16 protein-coding genes and 1 tRNA gene are annotated in these 23,926 nt (G+C 41.0%); 15 read left to right on the top strand and 2 right to left on the bottom strand.

Annotation, left to right across the window (positions count from 1 at the left end; translation table 11 throughout):
* Positions 1-22 precede the first annotated feature (22 nt).
* The 5 genes from BMW86_RS03965 to BMW86_RS03945 all read left to right on the top strand — a co-directional run bounded on the left by BMW86_RS03965 (position 23) and on the right by BMW86_RS03945 (position 8,206).
* Positions 23-2,239: a glycoside hydrolase family 44 protein gene (locus tag BMW86_RS03965; protein WP_218149115.1), complete on the top strand. Its 2,217-nt coding sequence runs from the start codon at positions 23-25 to the stop codon at positions 2,237-2,239.
* A gap of 20 nt (positions 2,240-2,259) precedes the next feature.
* Positions 2,260-4,350: an alpha-L-fucosidase gene (locus tag BMW86_RS03960; RefSeq protein ID WP_218149114.1), complete on the top strand. Its 2,091-nt coding sequence runs from the start codon at positions 2,260-2,262 to the stop codon at positions 4,348-4,350.
* 21 nt (positions 4,351-4,371) lie between these two features.
* Positions 4,372-6,798: a glycoside hydrolase family 2 TIM barrel-domain containing protein gene (locus tag BMW86_RS03955; RefSeq protein ID WP_089779167.1), complete on the top strand. Its 2,427-nt coding sequence runs from the start codon at positions 4,372-4,374 to the stop codon at positions 6,796-6,798.
* Positions 6,799-6,842: 44 nt separating this feature from the next.
* On the top strand, positions 6,843-7,100 hold the full coding sequence (locus BMW86_RS03950; protein ID WP_089779165.1) for a hypothetical protein: 258 nt from the start codon (positions 6,843-6,845) through the stop codon (positions 7,098-7,100).
* Positions 7,101-7,387: 287 nt separating this feature from the next.
* Positions 7,388-8,206, top strand: coding sequence for a carboxylesterase family protein (locus tag BMW86_RS03945; RefSeq protein WP_089779163.1), 819 nt, complete (start codon positions 7,388-7,390; stop codon positions 8,204-8,206).
* A gap of 519 nt (positions 8,207-8,725) precedes the next feature.
* Here BMW86_RS03945 and BMW86_RS03935 read toward each other — a convergent pair.
* On the bottom strand, positions 8,726-9,883 hold the full coding sequence (locus BMW86_RS03935; RefSeq protein ID WP_089779159.1) for an acetyltransferase domain-containing protein: 1,158 nt from the start codon (positions 9,881-9,883) through the stop codon (positions 8,726-8,728).
* A gap of 97 nt (positions 9,884-9,980) precedes the next feature.
* On the opposite strand from BMW86_RS03935, the gene BMW86_RS33275 reads away from it, so the two are divergent.
* From BMW86_RS33275 to BMW86_RS03905, 6 genes are all read left to right on the top strand, one after another.
* Complete coding sequence (locus tag BMW86_RS33275; RefSeq protein ID WP_089779157.1) at positions 9,981-12,548, top strand: helix-turn-helix transcriptional regulator; 2,568 nt, start codon at positions 9,981-9,983, stop codon at positions 12,546-12,548.
* 63 nt (positions 12,549-12,611) lie between these two features.
* Entirely contained in the window at positions 12,612-13,202 is a 591-nt protein-coding gene (locus BMW86_RS32975) for a DUF4242 domain-containing protein (RefSeq protein WP_218149113.1), read from the top strand.
* A 427-nt stretch (positions 13,203-13,629) separates the two neighbouring features.
* Positions 13,630-14,475 carry an ABC transporter ATP-binding protein gene (locus BMW86_RS03920; RefSeq protein WP_089779156.1) on the top strand — a complete coding sequence of 282 codons (846 nt, stop codon included), beginning with the start codon at positions 13,630-13,632 and terminating at the stop codon, positions 14,473-14,475.
* Between the two features lies 1 nt (position 14,476).
* Entirely contained in the window at positions 14,477-15,271 is a 795-nt protein-coding gene (locus BMW86_RS03915; protein WP_089779154.1) for a hypothetical protein, read from the top strand.
* Positions 15,272-15,649, top strand: a complete 378-nt coding sequence (locus tag BMW86_RS03910) for a GntR family transcriptional regulator (RefSeq protein WP_089779152.1) — start codon at positions 15,272-15,274, stop codon at positions 15,647-15,649.
* A 1-nt stretch (position 15,650) separates the two neighbouring features.
* The gene (locus BMW86_RS03905) at positions 15,651-16,373 is read left to right on the top strand and encodes a head GIN domain-containing protein (RefSeq protein ID WP_089779150.1); all 723 of its coding nucleotides are present in this window, start codon (positions 15,651-15,653) and stop codon (positions 16,371-16,373) included.
* A gap of 246 nt (positions 16,374-16,619) precedes the next feature.
* On the opposite strand, the gene BMW86_RS03900 is transcribed toward BMW86_RS03905, so the two are convergent.
* Positions 16,620-16,693, bottom strand: a tRNA-Asp gene (locus BMW86_RS03900).
* A gap of 203 nt (positions 16,694-16,896) precedes the next feature.
* Between BMW86_RS03900 and BMW86_RS03895 the strand changes: the two genes are divergently transcribed.
* The 4 genes from BMW86_RS03895 (at position 16,897) to BMW86_RS03880 (ending at position 23,907) form a co-directional block, all read left to right on the top strand.
* A complete protein-coding gene (locus BMW86_RS03895) occupies positions 16,897-17,487 on the top strand; it encodes an RNA polymerase sigma factor (RefSeq protein ID WP_089779148.1) in 591 nt (196 codons plus the stop codon).
* A 59-nt stretch (positions 17,488-17,546) separates the two neighbouring features.
* Positions 17,547-18,689 (top strand): FecR domain-containing protein, encoded by a 1,143-nt coding sequence (locus BMW86_RS03890; protein WP_089779146.1) that lies wholly within the window; start codon positions 17,547-17,549, stop codon positions 18,687-18,689.
* Between the two features lie 288 nt (positions 18,690-18,977).
* Positions 18,978-22,337 carry a TonB-dependent receptor gene (locus BMW86_RS03885; protein ID WP_089779144.1) on the top strand — a complete coding sequence of 1,120 codons (3,360 nt, stop codon included), beginning with the start codon at positions 18,978-18,980 and terminating at the stop codon, positions 22,335-22,337.
* Positions 22,338-22,356: 19 nt separating this feature from the next.
* Positions 22,357-23,907 (top strand): RagB/SusD family nutrient uptake outer membrane protein, encoded by a 1,551-nt coding sequence (locus tag BMW86_RS03880; RefSeq protein WP_089783548.1) that lies wholly within the window; start codon positions 22,357-22,359, stop codon positions 23,905-23,907.
* Positions 23,908-23,926: the final 19 nt, after the last annotated feature.

Raw genomic sequence — 23,926 nt, 5'->3', positions numbered from 1 at the left:
TAATTCAATTCAAAACAAACGGTTGATTTCTCCATACATATATGGCCGGAACCAATCCTTTGAGAAGTCTGCACAATTTTACAAGGATGCAGGTTTACGTTTCTCCCGTATGAACGGTGGTAATAACGCAACAGGTTATAACTGGCGTAAAAAAATTACGGTCCATCCCGACTGGTATAATAATGTTTATGGTACTGATTGGGATGCATACGCACAAAACATTGCGGCCAACTATCCTGGTATGCAGGGGATGTTTGCCTTTCAATTACTGGGTAGAGTTGCATCCAATACCAATAACAACTTTGATGATTGGTCTTTCAATCAATCCCAGTATTGGTCTGGGGTTGGTCAAAATTTAGCCGGTGGTGGCGTACCCAATACTCAAGACCCTTCCGGTAAGGCATTGGTTGAAGGTAATATTAATTTGTTTACGCAGCCATGGCCTTCCGATTCTGCTGTGGGAATTCTTAATCATTGGTTTGGAGCCAATGGTATAGGGCTAAACCAAAATCAATTCTTGTACTGGAATATGGATAATGAAGTAGATATATGGAGTGGCACACATGATTATGCTATGCCAACGCAAATATCGGCCTCTGTCTTTATGGATCATTACATAGAATTGGCGAAGAAAGCGAAAGCTTTATATCCTGGCATCAAGCTCTGTGGACCTGTTGCAACCTCAGAATGGCAATGGTACAAATGGTCAAATGAAAGTATATACATAAACGGCAGGTATTATTCCTGGATTGAGTATTTTATAAAACGCCTTGGAGATGAGTATAAGGCAACCGGTATTAAGCTGGTAGACGTAGTAGATATTCATAACTATCCCTGGTATAATAATGATGATGCTGCGGCGCTGCAGGGACACCGGATTTATTATGATACGACGTATGATTATCCGGGTTCAAACGGTATTAGAACAAGTACCGGCGGATGGGATGCCTCACTTACAAAACAATATATTTTCAAGCGTATCGACGGCTGGTTAACTGAACATTTTGGTGCCAATCATGGCATAACATGTGGTGTAAGTGAATGGGGTACCATGTCAAGCAGCAACCCAAGCCTTGAATCTGTTATATATGCTTCGCATCTTGGTACATTTGCAAACAATGGCGTAGAATTCTTTTCTCCATGGAACTGGTCTATCGGCATGTGGGAAACATTGCACCTCTTTAGCAGGAATGCAAAAAAATATAGTGTTTCAAGTACTTCTTCACTCGAAAACACGGTATCAGCTTACTCCTCAGTAAATGAAAATGCCGACTCTTTAACGGTGATGTTGGTAAACCGTGACATGACTACTTCCCGCACTGTTACCATCAATCTAAACAATTTCACAGTTGCTGATGGAAATTACCAAACATTGCAGTTGTCATCTTTGCCGGCACAGGAAACTTTTGTATCGCACACACAAAATGCACTGAAACAAAATACAGTGGCGGTAAATTCAAATTCACTCACCATAACTGTACCGGCTCTTTCTACAACAGCAATTCTGCTGGTTAAAGCCGTAACTGCTGCGACTTACGTTAGTCTCACTAACCGTGCTACCGGATTGTTGGTAGATGGTATGTACAGGTACTCCGATGGATCCAATGCAGGACAATGGAGTTACAGTGGCAGTGATGCACAGCAATGGTCCATTGAAACAACCGGTAATTATGTAAAATTGAAAAACCGCGTTTCTGGTCTATATCTTGATGGCATGGGCAAAACGACCAACGGTGCTGTAACTGGCCAATCGGGTAATAGTAACAGTAATAACCAACAATGGCAACGGGAAACCTCCGGAAGCTATGTGAAACTAAAGAACCGCGCTACCGGATTATATCTCGATGGTTTGGGCAAGATTACTAACGGTTCCGATGCGGGTCAATGGTCAGAAAGCACAAGTTATAACCAACAATGGACAATAGCGTCTGTTGCACCGGGAGGGAAATCAACAGTCACAGATACTTTATCATCAGTGGAAACAGAAGGGGCAACCCACAATCAGGTGGTAGTATATCCCAATCCCTTTTCGTCAACATTCAATGTAACGATTGATAAACCAGGTGAGGTAAAACGCATTATTATATTTGACATTATGGGTAAACAGGTTGAAGCTGCTAAACTTACCTCAATTTCAAGCTTAATGTCAATGGGGGCTTCCCTAAAAGCAGGAACGTATATAGTTCGGATAGAAGCAGCAAACTGGTTAAAAACGTTTAAAGTTGTTAAGACAAATTAGATCAAAATAATATTAACAATATGCTCATTCGTACGATAAGGTATTTGCTGTGTGGCATCGCTTTCTTCCTGTGTTCAGTTAGTATTAACTATGCTCAGACAAAGGCTCCCGAACCATTTGGCCCGGTGCCAACGGAAAATCAAATGAGGTGGCAGGAAATGAAATATTATGCTTTTCTCCATTATTCCTTAAATACTTATACAGATCAGTCGTGGGGATTTGGCAATGAAGATGTAAAATTATTTAATCCGTTAAAACTGGATTGCCGTCAGTGGGCCCGTATATGCAAAGAAGCAGGTATGAAAGGAATAATACTTACGGTAAAACATCACTGCGGTTTTTGTCTATGGCCTTCTAAATACACGGAGTATTCTGTAAAAAATGCTCCCTGGAAAAATGGCAAAGGAGATGTGGTCCGGGAAATGGCGGATGCCTGTAAAGAATACGGTTTAAAATTAGGTATATACTTGTCGCCCTGGGATAGAAATCACCCGGATTATGGAAAGCCTGAGTATATCACCTATTTCAGGAATCAGCTTACAGAACTGCTCACCAACTACGGACCTATTTTCGAAGTGTGGTTTGATGGCGCTAATGGTGGTTCAGGATATTATGGTGGCGCTAATGAAACCCGCACCATTGACCGGACTACCTACTACGACTGGAAGAATACATATAAGCTGATCCGCAGGCTACAACCTGATTGTGTAATATGGAACGATGGTGGCGATAGGGGAGACCTGCGCTGGGTAGGTACCGAAGGTGGTTTAGTAGGTGAAACGAACTGGAGTTTACTAAATGCCAAAGGTGAGGTTGAATGGAATATGTTGCATTATGGCCTGGAAAACGGGGATTCCTGGGTGCCAGCCGAAGTAAATACTTCCATCAGACCAGAATGGTTCTATCATCCACATGAAGATAGCCAGGTAAAAACAGTGCCGCAATTAATGGAAACTTACTATAATTCCATAGGACGGAACGGCACATTACTGCTTAATTTTCCGGTTATGCCAAATGGGCTGATCCATCCAAATGATGAAAAAGCAGCGCTTGAATTTGCCAAAGCCGTAAAGGAAGCATTTGCCGTAAATCTTGCCACAAATATGAAGGTGAAAGCCTCTAATGTTCGAGGGAATGATAAACGGTTTGGACCAGGTATGTCTGTTGATAATAATGAGGATACTTATTGGGCAACTGATGATGATGTGACTAACGCGTCGTTAACTATAGATCTTGGTAAACCAACCACGTTCAATCGTTTCCTGGTCCAGGAATATATCCGGTTGGGACAACGCGTGAAAGCCTTCTCCGTGGAGGCCCTTGTTGATGGAAACTGGAAACAGCTGGCAAAAGCAACAACAATCGGATATAAGCGAATCATCCGTTTTTCAGCAGTAAAGGCGACGCAAGTTCGTTTTAATATTACCGGTTCGAAAAGCTGCCCGGTAATTTCCAATATCGGAATTTATAATGCACCGCAGATTCTTGCTGCGCCTTCCATTATCAGAAATCAGGCTGGTGAAATAACTATAACTCCAGCGGATATTGAGTCGGTCGTTTACTACACTTTAGACAGCAGGCAGCCTACTTCAAAATCAAAAAAATACACAGGTCCCTTTCAATCAGAAGGGAAATTGGAGATAGGTGCTATTGCTTACGAACCAGCTACAGGTAAAAGCAGTCCTGTGTCCCGGGAAAAATTTGATATTCCCCGAAAGAACTGGAAAATTGCCGGACTAAATGATGAAAAGGCAAACCTGATCCTGGATGGAAACCCATTTACTGCATGGCATCAAAGCAATGACAAAAAAATGCCCATTGATCTGCTACTCGATTTGGGAAGTGAGCAAAAACTTTGCGGTTTCAGATATCTGCCAGACCAGGGCAAAACCACCGGAGCAATAGCAAAATATCAATTCTTTGTTTCGCAGGATAATACGGAGTGGAAATTGGTAGATGAAGGAGAATTTCCAAATATAAAAAACAATCCATTATGGCAAACGAGAAGCTTTATACCGGTAAAGGCCCGTTATGTAAGACTTCGTGCAGTGCGTGAGGTGAATGGTAATAATGATGCCGGATATGCAGAAGTAGATGTGATCACCAAATAAAATTTACAAGGATAGTAACGCATGAAAACGATAGTAAGGATAGTAGTTGTATTGGCTGTAACTTTTTTTTACCAGTCATTATGTTATGCACAACCCGGTGGTATTGAACGGAAACAATTATTTGATTATAGCTGGAAGTTTTTTTCAGGCGATATACCTGAAGCTAAAACAAAAGACTTCAATGATAAAGATTGGCGAAACCTCGACTTACCACACGATTGGAGTATTGAAGGGAGGATAAATCCCAAAAATCCAACCGGAGGTGCAGGTGGATATTTTCCTGCCGGTATAGGATGGTACCGGAAAACTTTTCGGGTTCCCGGGGAATGGAAAGGCGAACACATTTCTATTTATTTCGAGGGTGTATATATGAACTCCGAAGTTTTTATTAATGGAAAATCGCTTGGCATTTATCCGTATGGCTATACTTCGTTTAGTTATAATCTTTCACCTTATCTGGAGTTTGGTAAAGAAAATGTGATATCAGTAAGGGTAGACAATTCTCAACAGGTAAACAGCCGGTGGTATAGTGGCTCCGGTATCTATCGCCATGTTTGGATGATGGTTACAGATCCTGTGCATGTGGCACAGTGGGGAATTGCAATTTCAACTCCCGATGTTACTGCAAAAAATGCCACCGTCCAGGTAAAAACACTGGTAAAAAATGAAACATCTATAAATCAAAGTATTGTACTTAGAACCCTTCTTTGGAATAAAAATTCTAAAAAAGGAAATGATCAAATTAAGGTTGAACTACCCGCTAACAGTGAAAAAGAGATTACCCAAAGCATACATGTATTAAACCCTTTACTTTGGTCACCTGAAACTCCCAGTTTATATCAGGCTCAGGTACAGGTATTAAAGGATAAAAAAGTAGTTGATGATATTAAATCAGATTTTGGTATCCGCTCCATAAAATTTAGTTCCGAAAATGGTTTTCAGCTTAATGGCAAAACAGTGAAAGTAAACGGTGGCTGTGTGCATCATGATAATGGGTGTTTAGGTGCTGCTGCTTTTGACCGCGCTGAGGAACGCAAGGTTGAGTTACTTAAGGCTGCCGGGTTCAATGCTGTAAGAACTTCTCACAATCCTCCCTCTGAAGCTTTTTTAAACGCCTGTGATAAATCAGGTTTGTTAGTGATGGACGAAGCATTTGATTGTTGGAGAACAGGGAAAAACAAAAATGACTATTCCTTGTATTTTGATAAGTGGTGGAGGCGCGATTTGGAATCAATGGTTGTGCGCGATCGTAATCATCCTTCGGTTATTATGTGGAGTATCGGAAATGAGATACCAGAGAGAGGTGAACCTGAAGCAATAAAAACTGCTACAATGCTTGCAGATGCTATCAGGAAAATAGATCTTTCCCGTCCCATCACATCAGCCATTGTTGAAAATGGTAAGAATTGGGCAGCGTTTGATTCACTAATGGATGTACACGATGTAGCTGGTTATAATTATCACTTGTATAGTGCTCCCGCTGACCATCAAAGAGTTCCTTCACGTATAATTATTCAAACTGAATCCTATCCGAGAGATGCTTTTACAAATTGGAAACTGGTAGAGGATAACAAGTATGTTGTTGGGGATTTTGTTTGGACAGCAATGGATTATTTAGGAGAATCGTCTATAGGTCGCTGGTATTACTCAGGGGACACTCCCGGTCAGCATTGGGAACATGATTTTTTTCCCTGGCATGGTGCTTATTGTGGAGATATAGATTTGATAGGATGGAGAAAACCTATATCACATTATAGGAGCATGTTATATAATAACGGCGAAAAACTCTATATGGCTGTCCGGGAACCGGCTCCGGAGCCAATTGAAATCAAGGAAACCTGGTGGTCGGTATGGCCTACCTGGGAAAGCTGGACATGGCCTGGATTTGAAGGAAAGAATGTTCAGGTTGAAGTATATTCAAAATATCCGAAAGTCCGGCTTTACCTCAACAACAAACTTATTGACGAACAGGCAACTACCGGCGATCAACAGTTTAAGGCAACATTTTCTGTTCCTTATTCACCAGGCTTACTTAGGGCTGTTGGTGTGGAAAATGATAAAGAAATTGAATCGACCATTTTACAAACTGCCGGCATTGCCGAACAAATAAAACTAACTGCTGATCGGAAAGAAATATTAGCAAATGGACAAGACCTGATTTTCGTTACGGTCGAAGTAACGGACCAGAATGGTATATTTCAACCCAATGCCGCTGCTCGTTTTCAATTCAAAATAGATGGACCTGGTATTATTGCAGGAGTAGATAATGCTGATATTAAAGATACTGATCCATATACAGGTAATACACGTAGAGCGTGGCACGGACGTGCATTAGTCGTAATTAGAAGTACGCAGCGTACGGGTGATATTAAGCTTACGGTTACTTCAGTTGGGTTATCTGATGGTACTTTAAGTATCAAAGCATTGCCATGGAGCCTAACTAAATGACATTGAATTTATAAATTTTATATCTTTCTGATTTAATTATACATATGGAAACTACCCACTCTATTTATTATCCCAATGGAGCAATTTATAAACTCTTTTTGGCATCAGGCTGGTATGATACGGCAACTCCTGCGAAATATTGTATTAATGAATTAAATGAGGTATGGCAAACTATTCAGGCTGGTAACTCTTTAATTATTAAAAGTAATAATGAGACTTATCAAATCGGGTCAACTGACGATTTCCGATTTTGGCTGGAAACAGTATTTAAAGGTGGATTTGAGGAATTTGTGGGGAAATAGAGCATGCAACAAGCATTATTTGAAAACAGCCTCACATCATAGTTATGAAAGTAAAAGAAATAAACAAGCTGATAAAAGAAATTATAGTATGATAAAAGTTCGTCTTCCGATAAAAGATCTGTTGAAGAATTCCTTATTAAGGAATTTGAATATTTTTCAACTTTATCCTGGAGTTTAATCTTGTTCCCAAAGCAACTCAATTTTTATTACTCGATAATTAATAGCTTTCTGGATATTATTTAAAAAAGGAGATTAATTTCCTTAGCTTTAGCAGGAAGATCTCACACATGAAAGCTTTTCTCCTCCTCACCAGTTTTATCAGTTTCACCTTATGCGCAATAGCCCAACATCCCGGATATTACAAACTCCCCGTCCCGGCAGATCGGCAAACCGCTCAACAACGTAAAGCCGACATTAACAACATCAATGCTGATGCTTTTACCACCGGCAACTTCAAAGGTATTCCCTATCGACTTCTGTCACCCGCTACAACGGTGAAGGGGAAACGTTATCCGTTAGTATTGATACTCCACAGCTCGGGAGGTATAGGAATGGATAATCTCAAACAACTGAACGTGCTTGTAAAATACTGGGCGCAGCCGCAGATACTGGCTGCCTTTCCGGCTTATATAGTGGCCCCGCAATTTCCCGAACGTACATCCAACTATATACAAGCTCGTAGCGGCGTACCGGAATCTGTACCATCGGCTACATTACCGGATGCCATACGCTTGGTAGATTCTCTCAAAAAAATATTGCCAATAGATGAAAGCAGCATTTACGTGCTTGGCTTTTCTATGGGAGGTTCCAGCGTGATCAACACCATTGGGTGTGTACCTGGCTTATTTGCAGCAGCAGTGGCGATATCTGGTATCCCTGACTTCGGCCATACGGCCGCATTGGGTAAAGTGCCATTGTGGATCATACATGGTAATGCCGATCTGGAAAATCCTTTTGCTAGCGATTCCTTATTATACCATCAATTGAATAAAAAGCAACTGACCTTTTGGGAGATAGACAAGTTACAACACGAAATATTCAGCGATTTGTATACTACCAATATCCTGCCTGAATGGTTGTTCCGTCATCATCTGCATAAGAAATAAACTTGTGCGTTGAAATTTACCTATCTGATGGATTTGAAAATGTAAATGAAAGATAAAATAGTTTAGCGCATAGGGATCTGAGCAACAGAAACTAGAAGATGTTTGTATGGCAACAGTTGACCGATTTTGCCATAATAATAAGACTTTCGGAGTAAGAGATGTAAACTTCTTTCTTTTTAGGTTTATTAAACTACAGCTTAATGACAATCCCTCAAGTATTCAACTTGATCCTATTAAAGTAGAGCACTTTTTTTATTCCGAAAACAAAAAAGCCTCCAAATCTTTCGACTTGAAGGCTTTAAAGTTTGCGGCCCCAGGTATCGTAACCTCGAATCAAATTATGCAGGATTGGATTGATTTGGAGGCATTTAGTCCGAAATGAGCGAATATAATATGCGAAAAGTTCGAGGTTGGTACAACAAGAAAATCGACTAGAAGCCAGGATTTAAACTTCTACTCTCGCTTTGGAACTTACAGTTCGGACAGTTTTTTTTGAGGGTAAAACCTTACTTTAATAATTTATAAATATTGCAGCCACCGATAATCAGACTGATTATCTCTTTTGTATTTATCAAACCATTTGCAAAATGGATAAAGTAGAAAAATCAAACCGATCCAGACAAGGTATACAATAAACAGGTTAAAGCCATAACCCTTTAACCCGATCGTACTGTTGATCCTCCCTGTAAGTATCATATCTGACCATGCGTAACCTTGTATTCGTGCGGCAATTAATGCAAAAAAGTGGATCAGGTAAAGATGTATTACGTAATAAAAAAAAGGAACCCTTCCAAAGACAGCAATCTTTCGGGTTAAAGAATTGAGAGGTCTTTCTGCTAGTGATAACAGTATCATTGCTGGTCCGAGCGTTATAAGTGTATACAAAAGAGATGGTGGGTATTTTGTTACATTTAAAAAAGATAAAAAGGCATATTTCTGAACCTCCCAATGTGCAGCATCTCCATAAATATTACCCAATCGTAAAACAATAAATAACAGGATAGCTCCCGCTCCTGTTATCAATAATATTTTACTTCTGGATGCCAAAAGGTAGATGCTTCCAAAATAATATCCAAGCGCCATAATACCAATCCATGGCAATACAGGATAATGAATGTGAAAAGAAAAGGGACCTGAAATAAACATAGCAGGTTCATGGAGGAAAGACCATAAAAATGCCTGTAATTCATTTCCGTGGACATGGATACCATCCAGCAGGTTATGTGTAAAAATGAGTAATACGGCCACTGCTAAAATAATATACTGTTGTAAATGGATCATTCCTGACAATACTATCATACTGATACCAATTGCCCAGATTACCTGCAGATTGAATATTGGATAGGATGGATTGAATGTTAGCCCTAATGAGATAATAAACAACTCTACAAAAACCAGCCATAATCCTCTTGTAAAGAGATATACAGATAATTCTTTTTTAGTTCTTTTTGCACCATATAAATAAGCAGAAATTCCTGCAAGGAAAACAAAAACCGGTGCACAATAGTGCGTTATAAATCTTGTAAAAAACAGCCATACATTTGTTTGGGAAAGATCTGTAGGACTGTAGAGAAATGCATCGTGGTGGAAATAATCACGAACATGGTCCAGGGCCATTATGATCATTACGGTACCTCTTAAAAGATCTATTGATTCAATCCGTTTGTTTTTTAACATAATTGCGGGTTATACTTGATTTGCAAAACAAGCGTAAAATCCCCTATACTGTATAAGAGGTTTTCCCTATTTTTGTGTAACCCCAACATCCACTACTATGGAACTTATCGAGAGAACCGGGTTCTTAGCGTTGATTCAATCGAAATTTAAAAATGTGAACAATGGCGAAGGCCATTGCATCCTTGTAACAGGCGAACCCGGGATTGGAAAAACTTCACTGGTAAAGGCTTTTTGTAATGAAATAAAACTAAAATATAAGGTTTATCAGGGTACTTGTGATGCACTCTTTACTCCAAGACCTCTTGCTCCACTATATGATATCCTTTTGCAGCTCAGCGGAGATATTGCGGCATTTAATGGGAATATAGAAGATCGCACTACTCTATTTTTCAGTGTATTACAGCTACTACAGGAGCCGAAATTTCCTACAGTACTCATTTTTGAAGATATTCACTGGGCAGATGAAGCAACGCTTGATTTCATAAAGTTTCTGAGCAGGAGAATATCTCAACTTCAGTGTCTCTTCATTCTTACCTACCGGGATGATGAGGTTCATTCAAGGCATCCACTGCGGAATGTTCTTGGGCAGTTAAGTCCTCAAATCTATACGAGAATCCAACTATTACCATTTTCCCGGCAGGCTGTCGAAAAGTTATCCCGGGAGAAAGGATATAGCGGAGAAGATGTATATAGTGTTTCCGGTGGTAATCCCTTTTATGTGTCCGAAATTCTGGCCAGCTATAGTGGGGGAGTACCTGATAACATTATGGATTCCATTTTGTTTGTTTATAATGGATTGGAAGATCACACCAGGCACTTATGGGAGGTGTTATCTATATTCCCTGCGGGCTTTGAAATAAGGTACCTGAAGGAGATGGAACCCTTGTATGAAGAGGCGCTCAAATTTTGTCTTGAAAAGAAAATTCTTATCATCCGCGACAGACGGATTGTTTTTAAGCATGAATTATATAGACGAACAATAGAATCGACTCTTCCTCCGCTACTACGGACAAATCTGAACCAGAAAGTTCTTACTATCTTCCTGCAAATATTTGAACAAAACGGCGAAATTGAACGAATCATTCATCATGCCCAATATGCAGATAATGATACGTTAGTAGTGCATTATGCTCCTGTCGCAGCGCGCCAGGCAGCTTCTGTTGGCGCACATACAGAAGCTGCCAGACTGTATCTTACCACTTTAACATATTATCAGGGGAAAGATACAGATACCCTCATTCAGTTTTTTGAAAATTATGCCTATGAATGTTATTTGACCAATCAAATACATGAGGCAATCAAATACACGGAAAAAGCCTTCGTACTATTGAAGGATCATCAGGAAAAATCCGGTAATTGTCTGCGATTCTTATCACGTCTTTGGTGGCTTGCCGGTAACAGAAAGAATGCAGAGTCTTTTTCACAGGCATCTGTTGAACTGCTTCAGGACCTTCCTTCCTCTACTTCAAAAGCGATGTCGTTCAGTAATATGTCCCATCTGAAAATGATGTTGGACCAACACGCTGAGTGTATATTCTGGGGGAAAAAAGCCATTGCGATCGCAGAGGAACTACATGATGAAGAAACCCTTTCGCATGCGCTCAACAATGTAGGATCTGTAGAGGTATTCATAAAATCCTCACATCAGCATGGATGGGAACTTTTGCAGAAAAGCCTGGACATTGCATTGAAGAACTCTTTTCATGAACATGCTGCCCGTGCCTATTCAAATCTTGCCAGCACGGGAATTAAAATGAAGGATTACGCTTTTACCAGGGAAATACTGGAGACAGGCATAGCTTATTGCGAAAAAAGAGATCTGGATTTATGGAGGTCAAATATGCTTTCCTGGAAGGCTTTAATGCATCTCGAAACTGCAGACTGGGATTATGCCCTGATGATTGCCAATAACCTCCTGAAAAACGATATTCAGCCAGCTTCTTTTGCCATAACTTCTCTTTTGATAGTAGCTAAAATAAGTATGCGGAAAGGTAAGCCTGATTCACTTTCGCTGCTTATAGAAGCTAAGAAAAAGGCATTCGAAACAACACAGTTGCAATGGATCCTTCCTACTGTAATCGCTTTGCTGGAATATGAATGGATAACCGGTGAGGTGATTCTCTCAAAAGAGGAACTGGATCAGGTGAAGTCATCCATTTTTGAAGTTGAAAATGCTGAATTTGCTTTGTGGATGCACAAAGCGAGAAAGCAGCAGGTGGCCTTACCTGAAATTCATGAGGGATACCAGATAAACAACCCCTATGCAGCGAATTTATGGGAGAAATCCGGTGCTACTTACTTACAGGCGATGATATTATTCGAAGGAGATGAAGACAGTAAAAAAAACGCCCTCAAAATCATACAGGCACTTGATGCTAAGGCCGTATATGAAAAGATGAAGTACGAAATGAAAAAGTCTGGTATCAGATATATTCCGCGTGGCATCAGGAAGACAACTCAATCAAATCCCTGTCAGTTGACCGATCGGGAGCTGGATGTATTGGTATTATTAAACAAAGGGTTAACCAATAGAGAAATTGCTGACACACTTTTTATATCTGCTAAAACAGTCGACCATCATATATCTTCTATACTATTTAAACTTGATGCGAAATCAAGGGCCAAAGCGGTGCAGGAAGCAATAAGACTTGATATTTTAAAATAGGGAATTATACCTATATCCTTAACGTGGATAATGTGTTTTTTTGCCTATCAAAATATCATTATCATGAAAATAAATTTTATTGTAGCCCCATTATTTTTTTGCAGCCTGTTTGCATCTGCTCAATCGAATCACCTTTACATAGATGTACATCATCTTGGAGCCGGTAATGTTAAATTGGAGGATGTTGCCAAAGCACATGAGAAGGATCTGGCCATACAGAAAAAGTTTGGTGTAAATTTTCTCTCCTATTGGGTGGATGAAGCGAAGGGGGACGTTTACTGCTTATCTACAGCTCCTGATTCTGCCGCTATTACAAAAACGCATGCTGATGCACATGGTTTACTGCCTGCTCAAACCTACATGGTAGAATCCGGTCAGCAGGCATTGTTAAAATCCGGCAACCATTTTTTTCTTGATGTTCATAATTTAGGCGCAGGAAATGTTACAGCAAAAGATGTAGCCGCTGCCCACAAAAAAGATCTTGCAGTACAGGATAAATATGGTGTAAATTTTATTAACTATTGGGTTGATGAGAAACGAGGAACTGTCATGTGTTTATCTCAGGCCCCTGATTCTACGGCTATTATTAACACGCATAAGGATGCACATGGATTAATTCCTGCTTACGTTGAAGAAGTTAAGAACGGAAATTAGGCTCTTTATTAATAAAATTTCTAATTAAAGCCTTCAGGTCTTTCGACTTGAAGGCTTTAAAGCTTGCGGCCCCAGGTATCGTAACCTCGAACCAAATTATGCAGGATTGTTAAAGGCAAAACCTTATACTGCAATGATATCGTTTAGCATTTCACAATGTTTTTCCAAACGGCTGCCTGGTGCTTATGCCCATTTTTGACCTGTATCAGTCGGTTAGAGTATGCCTTGCAAGGCGATTCGCAGACATTTCCCAGCTAACAGTTTACAACAAATATCCGGGGCAGCTGACCCGTTTTAAACCAATTAATTAATTATTGTATTGAAATTCAGTAGTTTATAAGGAATGAGCAAATATATTTTGAAAACCTCTTGTAGATAATAAAATAAACATTTACTATTGTAGTGTAATACTTAACTACTACACTACATGATTAAGATTTCAAATTTATCATTTGGTTATAGCAACAAAAAATTGCTCTACAGCGACCTTTCGCTCAATATAAAAGGGGGAAACATATATGGTCTGTTGGGCAAAAACGGCGCAGGGAAATCTACGCTCCTGAAGAACATCTCCGGAACATTATTTCCCAAAAAAGGGAAGGTAATAGTTAACGGTAGTATTCCCCAAAGGAGAAAACCATCGTTCCTGAATACTGTATATTTTATTTCAGAAGATGTTACACTTCCGCCGCTAACCCTCAGGAAATATTTAGATTTATTTTCGGTGTTCTATCCCAATTTTAACGTGGATGAATTAAACACTTTTCTAAAAGAGCTGGCGGTTTCCGTTCCCGCAAAGCTCAGTGCGTTGTCATTTGGTCAGCAAAAAAAATTCAGTATTGCCTTTGCGTTAGCCTGCAACACACAGATTTTATTAATGGATGAGCCTACCAATGGCCTGGACATTCCGTCGAAAGCGCAATTCAGGCAATTGATCGCATCAGTAATGACAGATGACCGCATTATTATCATCTCGACGCATCAAACCCGTGATCTCGAAAACTTAATTGATCAGGTGATCATTGTCGATGATGGCCAATTGCTTTTAAACGAATCTGTTGATTCGATTACTGAAAAGCTAATCTTTGAAACGGTTAGTACTCCGCCAAATGATAATAGGATCTTGTATGTGGAGAAGCATCTGAAAGGAGTGTCTCTGGTGAGAGAAAATACTTCGGGTGAAGATACCCGGATCAATTTGGAGAACTTATTTAATGGCGTTACCTCAAAGCCACAATTGGCAAAAGAAATTTTCACCAGTAACACTAAATAAAATGAACGATACATTTAATATAAAACGGTTTGGTTGGGTGTTCAAAAAATCAGTACTTGAACGCCCCGCACTAATGCTTGGATTGATGTTAGTGACACTTGTCATTACTTTACTTACCTATGCAATTGTACAATCGATGGCTGGCATCGCCAAGGCCCAGGTCAGCGCCTTTGTTTTTGGTTTTCTTGTTGGCGGGAGTTTCATGTCGTCTTCAGCATTGGGCTATTTTTCATCCAATTCAAGTGGTACATCCTTTTTAATGCTACCTGCGTCACATTTGGAGAAATGGCTTTGTGCCGTGTTGATTTCAGGAGTTATTTATGCCGCAATATATCTTGGTTTTTTCAGATTAGTGGATGTGTTTTTTGTAAATAACTACCATCAGGGACTTGATCCTAATGGACCCAATTATCAAAATTTATATCATTCAGTTGAAGTATTTGGATTTAATAATGAAATAGCTAAGAACATATTCATCATTTTCTTTAATATTTCAGGAGCTATGTTATTAGGTTCACTGTATTTTAATAAGGTCAGTTATATCAAAGTGGCTCTGTTGGTTTGTACGCTGGTTATATTCACTTACTTTGCCAATCTTCTGATCGCTGGCCTGTTTTTTAACCATATCGACATGGCTACCCCTTTTAAAAGTATATTTTTAAAGGTAGGTTCTGCGATTGGAATTGTAGATCTGCCCGAAGGTGTGAGTTCGGCAATCAGCTTTTTGATAAGTTATGTGATCCCCGGAACATTATGGTTAACGGCCTTAATCAGGTTGAAAGAAAAGGAAATGTAAATGGAATTCAGAGACAAACAAGCGATTTATCTGCAAATAGTGGAATATGTATGTGAACAGATACTGCTGGGAAATTGGCAGACCGGAAATAAAATACTAAGCATAAGGGACCTGGCTATTTACATGGAAGTAACACCTAATACCATACAGCGTACTTATGATTTTTTGCAGCAAAAGCAAATTATAACTAACCGCAGAGGAGTGGGATACTTTCTTGAAGAGGAGGGTATGCAACGTGTTCTTGCCTACCGGAGAGAATTGTTTTTGGAAAATGAACTTCCATTAATGTTTAGAAATATGCATTTACTTAAAATAGGGTCGGAAGAAGTTAACAGAAGATTTGAAGAATATATTAACCAAAATTATAAGGATAAATAAAATGAAACTAAGTACTATAATACTCATTACCATGCTGGCGCTTTTCGTGACTAGCTTGTTTGCCTCCAACCTGCTTTTCAAAAGGCAATATGACCAACGGGATAAATCCGATTTATATTGGAATTACAATAAGATATTGGAACACCCTTTTAAGCATTTAAAAGTTGATGGTGGAAATGTGACTAATATCGTTTTTGAGCAAAATAAAAACTCTTCAGTAAGAGTGCTGGATTATTGGGGTGGTTATCAGAAAGATAGTGTGAAAGCCTATATAAATGGGGATACTTTACATATCAAGTTTCTTAATAAATATGATAATCTTATTGAAAAGTCATGGATGCAAAATAACATCCTGGTGCGTGTTGCTGCCCCTGAACTGTTATCAATTGAAGGGCATGATACGAATCTTGAATTAGATGAGTTTCGGCAAAAATCGCTTACAGTTTGTTTATCAGGAAAGTCACGATTAGAGGTAGAGAGCAATATTCATAGTTTTGATCAACTTGATGTTACCCAAAATGACTCAACTCAAGTGGTGTTTGAAATGAACCCCGATCTGAAAGGTTCCCCGATCATGCATGCAAAAAAAATAACAGCGAGGTTAAAGGGGGTAACCCTTCTGGATATGGGCCATTTATATACCGACCAAAGTGATCTTTCAGTGGCAGATAGCTCAGCGCTTATTCTTTCAGGTAAAACCATAAATTCTTTAAAATCCAATTAGGTACCGGTAACTGATTAAGTCAATAATCAAATCATTCTCTAAATAAATAACTGCCTAAAACGGATTCAACAATTTCCATTTTGGAAACAGTTCAGGAAGAAGGAGGATAAAGCGTGAATTGGAATTTTATAATCTGGATGCAATAATACCCAGGAACAGAAAAAAGATACATAACAAAGCGATATTCAAATATGGCTAAAATGAGAAAAGCCTTCAAATCTTTCGACTTGAAGGCTTTAAAGCTTGCGGACCAGACGAGACTCGAACTCGCGACCTCCGCCGTGACAGGGCGGCATTCTAACCAACTGAACTACTGATCCTTCCCGTTTTGGGATTGCAAATATTGGATAAATATTCCAATCACGCAAATAAATTTATTTACTTGTAAAAGAGCACGTAAAAAATTGTAATTGACAAGGTCAAAACTGTACATTTATAATACACGTAGTTATGGGAAAAAGCAGCTGTAAGGGACATTTTCTTTAGTTTTACAGCTCTGGGGTCGCTTAAATGTTCAATTGATATGGATCATATGCCGTTGGAGGAAGAGGTGTTGTTAAGGATGAAGCAGGGGGATGAGTCTGCATTCACAACTATTTACCGGCATTATCACTCTTCGCTTTATGTGTATCTGTTACGGTTTTGCAAGATCCCTTCCCTCGCAGAAGATCTTGTTCATGACGTGTTCCTGAAAGTATGGGAGATAAGGGACCGTATCAACCCTGAACTGTCTTTTACAGGATACCTGTACCGCATTGCCCGTAATCATGTTATTAAAACAATCGATAAACTCGCTACCGATCAGGTACTGAGAGAACAACTGTTTAGTCAGCTCGATGAGCCTGCCGACACTCACCCTGAACAACTGGTGAGAGCAAAAGAATATGACCGCCTCTTTCATGAAGCGCTTACACGTATGCCTCCCCAACGTCTTAAAGTATTTACACTCTGCCGCCAGGAAGGGAAAAGTTATGAGGAAGCTGCCGAAATCCTGGGCGTTTCCCGTAATGCCATCAAAAAACACATGGTCCTGAGTATGCGTTTTATATACGATTATGTACACCGTTACGGCGATATCCTCCTGGCCGTTTACCTGGTCAGAAAGTTTTTTTAAAGAAGAAGGTACCCTATCTCCTCATTTCCGGATATTATATATACAGATACTTGTTACTTATGTCTCAATCCACGGAGCATTACGAAAAATTATTACAAAAGTACCTTGATGGTCAATGTAGTATGGCTGAAACTGAAGAGTTATACGCCTGGCTGCAGACCTCTTCCTCCCATCGTTCCCTGCTGCTTACCATGCAGCGTGAATTTGAACAGGCCATGAACAACCGCCATGAAATACCGGCGGAACTGAGTGACAGGATTGAAAAACGCCTGCTGGAAGAAATCACCCATCATAAAATCGTCAAAATCAACCGCTGGCGCTGGGTCGCTGCTGCCGCGGTGGTTCTCCTGATAGGGGGGATTTACTTTTTACGAACCACTACTTCCCCTGAAATCACTCCTCTTGCATTAAATACATCTAAGGATGTGGCTCCGGGTACCAATAAAGCTATACTCACCCTGGCCAATGGAGATGTGGTTACGCTGGATAGCGCCGGTAACAAGGTGATTACACAGGGTAAAACGGTTGTAAGGCAGAAGAATGGTCAGCTGCAATATGCTGCCCAGAGCAACGAAGATGCAGTAGTATATAACACGCTGACGGTCCCCAGAGGCGGTCAGTTTAACATCGTGTTACCAGATGGCAGCCATGTATGGTTAAATGCAGCCTCCAGCCTTAAATACCCTACCGCTTTTAATGGGCCACAGCGCAGGGTGGAAATACAGGGGCAGGGGTACTTTGAAGTGGCTAAAAATGCCAGACAACCCTTCTTTGTGAAGGTAAATAATATGGAGGTGCAGGTACTGGGTACCAGCTTTGACATCATGGCCTATACCGATGAGAAAAGCGTAAATACCACGCTTGTAGAAGGAGCAGTAAGTGTAAATAATCATCGCTTACAGCCTGGTCAGCAGGCAGTGTTAGACCCTGTTACAGGAACTATAACAGTGCATCCTGCGGATGTAGACCAGGTAATTGCCTGGAAAACAGGCTTCTTTGAGTTTGATAATGCACCACTGTCGGATATTATGCGTCAGCTTTCAAGATGGTACGATATCGATGTCAATTATAACCAGGCCGCAGATAACCGGCTTTTTGGGGGGCGTATCAGCAGAAGCCTTCCGCTCTCCGATATTCTGCATATGCTGGAAGCAAACGGACCTAAATTCTTATTGTCTGGAAGAAAACTTATTGTGAAATAAAATCTGTACTACGCTGGATCCACGTACAGCGGGGGCAGGGATATTAATTAATAAAAAGTTAAACGTTATGCTAAGAACAACTGATACAAATTAAAGGAGCAGTGTGCCCACAAAAAACCGGAAGCGCTTGCAACACTTCCGGCATAATAGCTTGGTCATACTGAAAACCCACAACCCGTTAGAATTATTGATCTTCTAATTCCCAAACACTACAAAAGTATGTATTTAAACTTTAGTGGTAGGACTTCCTGTTACCGGAAGAGCTTATCAACCAAAATTGTCCACGTTATGAAACTGACAACCTTTTTGTTGCTTGTAGTTTGCTTGCAAATCAGCGCAAAAGGAGTATCACAGCAAATCTCTATCTCTGAGAAAAAAGTACCTATCAGAAAGATTCTCAGGGAAGTATCCCGTCAGGCCGGAGTTTCAATCATATATGATGAAACCTTACTGGCTGGCGCCCGTCCCGTAACTATAGATGTGAAAAATGCGAGTGTGAAGCAGGTGCTGGACCTTTGTCTTTCAAATTTGCCTTTATCTTATTCTATAGACGGTACAAGGATCATTGTACAGCGCCTGCCGGATGACAGGATAGCCGCTGCTGATACTACTATCACAATTACCGGCCGTATCACGGACGAAGGTGGAGGGCCATTACCCGGCGCTACCGTGCGTATAAAAGGTGGTGTTACTGGTACAGTTACTGATGGTGCCGGTAAATACAGCATCAAAGTAGCTGGTACCGGTGTTGAACTGGTATTCAGCGCAGTAGGGTATACCACAGTAACCCGTGTTGTAAATGACCGTACCATCAACATTAAATTAGAAATCTCCCAGACTGCCTTAACAGAAACCGTTGTGGTAGGTTATGGCGTACAAAAGAAAAGTGTAGTGACCGGCGCTATCTCCAGCGTAAAGGCCTCTGACCTGGAAAGCCAGCCTGTTACCCGCCTGGAACAGGCATTACAGGGCCGTACTTCCGGTGTGACCATTGCTTCCAGCTCCGGCCAGCCAGGTTCCGGTTCTTCTGTAAGAGTAAGAGGTATTACCACCTTTAATAATAATGATCCTTTATGGGTGATAGATGGTGTGGTGGTTGACAATGGCGGTATCGGTTACCTGAACCAATACGATATCGAATCTATAGAAGTACTGAAAGATGCTGCTTCCCAGGCTATCTACGGAGCACGTGCTGCTGCCGGTGTGATCCTGGTAACTACCAAAAAAGGTAAAGCCGGTAAATTAACCGTAAGCTATAACGGTTACTACGGTACTTCCGAACCTGCCCGCAAACTGAAACTGCTGGATGCCACACAATACGCTACACTGAGGAATGAAGCTTCTGTTGCCGGCGGTGGTGGTATCGTTTATGCAGATCCAAAGTCGTATGGTAAGGGGACCGACTGGCAGGCGCAAATCTTCAACAACAGTGCCATGAGGCAGAACCATGAAGTAAGCGTAAGCGGAGGTAATGATAAATCTACCTTCTACAGCTCTTTCGGTTACCTGAAACAGGATGGTATCGTTGCTACTGATATCTCTAAATATCAAAGAGTAAATCTGCGTCTGAACTCTACTCACAAATTATCCCAATGGGCTACTTTCGGTGAGAATGTAGGATACGCTTATGATAAGGCATTAGGTGTAGGTAATACCAACAGTGAATTTGGTGGTCCTTTAAGTTCTGCTATCAACCTCGATCCTATTACTCCGGTAGTTGTAACGGATCCTGCTGTTGCTGCTGCGGCTCCTTATAACAATGTAGGTATTCGCAGGGATGCAAATGGTAATCCTTACGGTATTTCCAGTGCAGTAGGACAGGAGATCACCAATCCCCTGGCATATATCTCTACCCGCCTGGGCAACTATAGCTGGTCGCACAACATCGTAGGTAATGCTTACCTTGAAATAGCACCTGTCAAAGGATTAAAACTGCGTTCTACCATTGGTTCCAAGATCGCCTTCTGGGGTAGTGAATCATATACTCCCATCTCTTACCTTAATTCATCTACGATCTCTTCCCGTACTTCTTTTAACCGTAGTACGAACCAGGGTTATAACTGGAACCTGGAAAATATCATTTCCTATACAAAAGGATTCCAGAAACACAATTTCACTTTGCTGTTAGGACAGGGAGCGTATATGGATAACCGTACCAAGGCTATCAGTGTTACCTTCAATGATGTTCCGGCAGATAACTTCGATGATGCTTCCCTTAACTTTAAAGTGGCATCCGACAAACGTGTATCTGATGGCAGTGAAGGTGCAGACCACAGGATTTCTTCCCTGTTCGGTCGTATCGATTATAACTATGATGAGAAGTACCTGTTTGAAGGTATTGTTCGCCGTGATGGTTCTTCCCGCTTCGGTGCCAATAATAAATACGGTGTGTTCCCTTCCTTCTCCATGGGTTGGGTGGCTTCCCGTGAGAAATTCTTCCCGCAGACAGACATCGTGAGTTTCCTGAAACTCCGTGGTGGATATGGTGTGGTAGGTAATGATAACATCGGTGATTTCGCTTATTTGTCAACCATAGGCAGCGGCAGAAACTATGCTTTCGGCAACTCCGGTAGTTACCTGATTGGATACAGCCCTAATGCACCTTCCAATCCGGACCTGAAATGGGAATCTACCAGTCAGACCAACATCGGTTTTGAAGCTACTGTTTATCACGACTTCACCCTTGCTTTCGACTGGTTTAAGAAAACAACTAAAGACATCCTGCAGAACCCACGTATCCCTGCTTATGTAGGCGCTATTTCCAATCCTGCTGCCAACGTAGCCAATATGGATAATACCGGTGTGGAACTGGAACTGGGATATCATAAAACTTTGGGTGATGTAACATTATCCCTGAATGGTAACGTTTCTTACCTGAAGAATAAAGTAACAAATTTAGGTAGAGGGGTGAGCTACCTTTCAGGTGGACAAACCTTCCAGTCAACCAGTTATCCTATTACCCGTACAGCTTTGAATCAGCCGCTGAACAGCTTCTATGGATGGAAGACCCAGGGTATTTTCCAGACACAGGCAGAGATAGATAATTATACAAATAAAGCAGGTCAGAAGATTCAGCCTAATGCAGTACCTGGTGATTTTCGTTGGGAAGATGCAAATGGAGATGGCCAGATCACAGAAACAGACCGTCAGTTCATTGGTAATCCAACTCCAAGCTGGACATACGGTTTTACTGCCAATGCAGGATACAAAGGATTTGATGTGGTAGTATTCATACAGGGTGCTGCCGGTAATAAAATATTCCAGGGCTTACGCCGTCTGGACATCCAGAATGCCAACTGGCAGACAAAAGCTCTGGGACGCTGGACAGGACCAGGTTCCAGCAACGATTATCCAAGGTTAACCATTGATGATAAAAACAGAAACTTCACCAACCCTTCTGATTTTTACCTGGAAGATGGCAGCTATTGCAGAATCAAATCTTTACAACTGGGATATACCATCTCAAACAGTCTCACAAAGAAAGTAGGAGTAGATAGATTCCGCGTATACCTGATGAGTGAAAACCTGCTGACATTAACCAAATACACCGGTTATGATCCTGAAATAGGTGGTGGTGTATTTAGTATTGATAAAGGGATCTATCCTCAGGCACGTTCTTTCATGTTGGGTGTAAATGCCAGTTTCTAACAATTTAAAGCTGATTAAAATGAAGAGAAAACATATTTATATAATAGCCCTTGCTATAGGCTTACAGCTTGCAGGTGGTTGCAGTGATAAATTCCTTGAGGTAAAACCAAAAGGTACAGACCTCGAAACAAACTATTACAAGAATGCTACTGAAGCCTTTAATGGCCTGGTAGCAGTATATGATGTGCTGGGATGGCAGAGTAATGGTTATGTAACAAAAGTAGGGGCTATGGATGCCGGTTCAGATGATCATCTGGCAGGTGGTGGCGGACAAAGTGATGTTACCGCTTTCCAGGTATTCTCCAATTATACATTAACACCGGATGTTGGTCCACAGGGCGATTTATGGTCAAAAGGATATTCAGGTATCTTCCGTGCCAACGTATTGCTGCAGAAACTGCCCGATGTACCTATGGACGAAAATCTGAAGAAGAGATTTGTAGCAGAAGCTAAATTCCTCCGTGCTTTCTTTTACTTCGATCTGGTACGTTTGTTTAAAAATATACCGCTGACTACGACCACTATTTCTACCTCTGATATGTACAATGTCTTACAGGCAACACCTGAAGAAGTATATGCCCAGATAGAAACAGACCTGAAAGATGCCATTGCAGAAACCAATCTGCCTGATCAGGTACCCATAGCTACCGAAGGCGGCCGTGCTACAAAAGGCGCTGTACATGCTTTGCTGGGTAAGGTATATTTATACGAAAAGAAATATTCCGAAGCAGCAGCTGAACTGGCATTGGTAAATGGAGCAACACCCGGACAAACAAATGCACAATACGGTTATAAATTACTGGATAGCTTCCCTAATCTGTGGAGATCTGATAATGCCAGCAAATTCAATAGTGAATCTATCCTGGAAGTAGCATTCACCTCTACCTCTGCCGGTACCTGGGATTGTGTATCCTGTACAGAAGGTAATGTGCTGAACATCATGACAGGCCCAAGAGGATACAAGATTTTAAAACCTTCTGCGCCTGATCTGGTATCCGGATGGAGCTTCCTGGTGGTAACACCTTCCCTGTTTAATGCCATTCATTTTGATCCCCGTTATAATGCGACCGTTCTCAACCTGGACAGCCTGAAGGCAAATGGTATCGCTTCATATGAAGAAGGGTATAAAAATACCGGTTATTTCCTGGCAAAATTTGCAGGACATGCCGCTAACACAACTACAGGTGGTGGTACTAAAGAGCTCAACTATCCGCAGAATCTTTATGAAATACGCCTGGCAGATACTTACCTGATGGAAGCTGAAGCCCTCGTAAAAGGTGGAGAAAGCGGAGCACCCGGCACCCGTTCCTATCAATTACTGAATGCAGTAAGGGCACGTGTTAAACTGGCACCGGAACTGGCTACAGATGATAACATCTTCAATGAAAGACGCCTGGAACTGGCTGGTGAAGGACATCGCTGGTTCGATCTGGTACGTACCGGAAGAGCAGCAACCGTACTGGCTGCTAAAGGATTCGTTGCCGGTAAAAATGAAATTCTGCCTATTCCATTATTAGAGCTTGAAAATACCAAGCTGGAACAGAGCAAGGAATGGGGTGGAACTAAATAATGTCTTTAACAATTAACGC

Origin of the sequence: Chitinophaga sp. YR573 (assembly GCF_900110995.1) — a bacterium.
GTDB lineage: Bacteria > Bacteroidota > Bacteroidia > Chitinophagales > Chitinophagaceae > Chitinophaga.
The sequence above is the reverse complement of the archived record's forward strand: the minus strand, read 5'-3'. Positions and strand labels throughout refer to the sequence as shown.

Coding starts and splice junctions, on each gene's coding strand:
- BMW86_RS03935 (WP_089779159.1), bottom strand. CDS start 9,883: ATGTTAAAAAACAAACGGATTGAATCAATAGATCTTTTAAGAGGTACC.
- BMW86_RS33275 (WP_089779157.1), top strand. CDS start 9,981: ATGGAACTTATCGAGAGAACCGGGTTCTTAGCGTTGATTCAATCGAAA.
- BMW86_RS03895 (WP_089779148.1), top strand. CDS start 16,897: ATGGATCATATGCCGTTGGAGGAAGAGGTGTTGTTAAGGATGAAGCAG.
- BMW86_RS03950 (WP_089779165.1), top strand. CDS start 6,843: ATGGAAACTACCCACTCTATTTATTATCCCAATGGAGCAATTTATAAA.
- BMW86_RS03945 (WP_089779163.1), top strand. CDS start 7,388: ATGAAAGCTTTTCTCCTCCTCACCAGTTTTATCAGTTTCACCTTATGC.
- BMW86_RS03960 (WP_218149114.1), top strand. CDS start 2,260: ATGCTCATTCGTACGATAAGGTATTTGCTGTGTGGCATCGCTTTCTTC.
- BMW86_RS03955 (WP_089779167.1), top strand. CDS start 4,372: ATGAAAACGATAGTAAGGATAGTAGTTGTATTGGCTGTAACTTTTTTT.
- BMW86_RS32975 (WP_218149113.1), top strand. CDS start 12,612: ATGAAAATAAATTTTATTGTAGCCCCATTATTTTTTTGCAGCCTGTTT.
- BMW86_RS03890 (WP_089779146.1), top strand. CDS start 17,547: ATGTCTCAATCCACGGAGCATTACGAAAAATTATTACAAAAGTACCTT.
- BMW86_RS03910 (WP_089779152.1), top strand. CDS start 15,272: ATGGAATTCAGAGACAAACAAGCGATTTATCTGCAAATAGTGGAATAT.
- BMW86_RS03880 (WP_089783548.1), top strand. CDS start 22,357: ATGAAGAGAAAACATATTTATATAATAGCCCTTGCTATAGGCTTACAG.
- BMW86_RS03915 (WP_089779154.1), top strand. CDS start 14,477: ATGAACGATACATTTAATATAAAACGGTTTGGTTGGGTGTTCAAAAAA.
- BMW86_RS03905 (WP_089779150.1), top strand. CDS start 15,651: ATGAAACTAAGTACTATAATACTCATTACCATGCTGGCGCTTTTCGTG.
- BMW86_RS03885 (WP_089779144.1), top strand. CDS start 18,978: ATGAAACTGACAACCTTTTTGTTGCTTGTAGTTTGCTTGCAAATCAGC.
- BMW86_RS03920 (WP_089779156.1), top strand. CDS start 13,630: ATGATTAAGATTTCAAATTTATCATTTGGTTATAGCAACAAAAAATTG.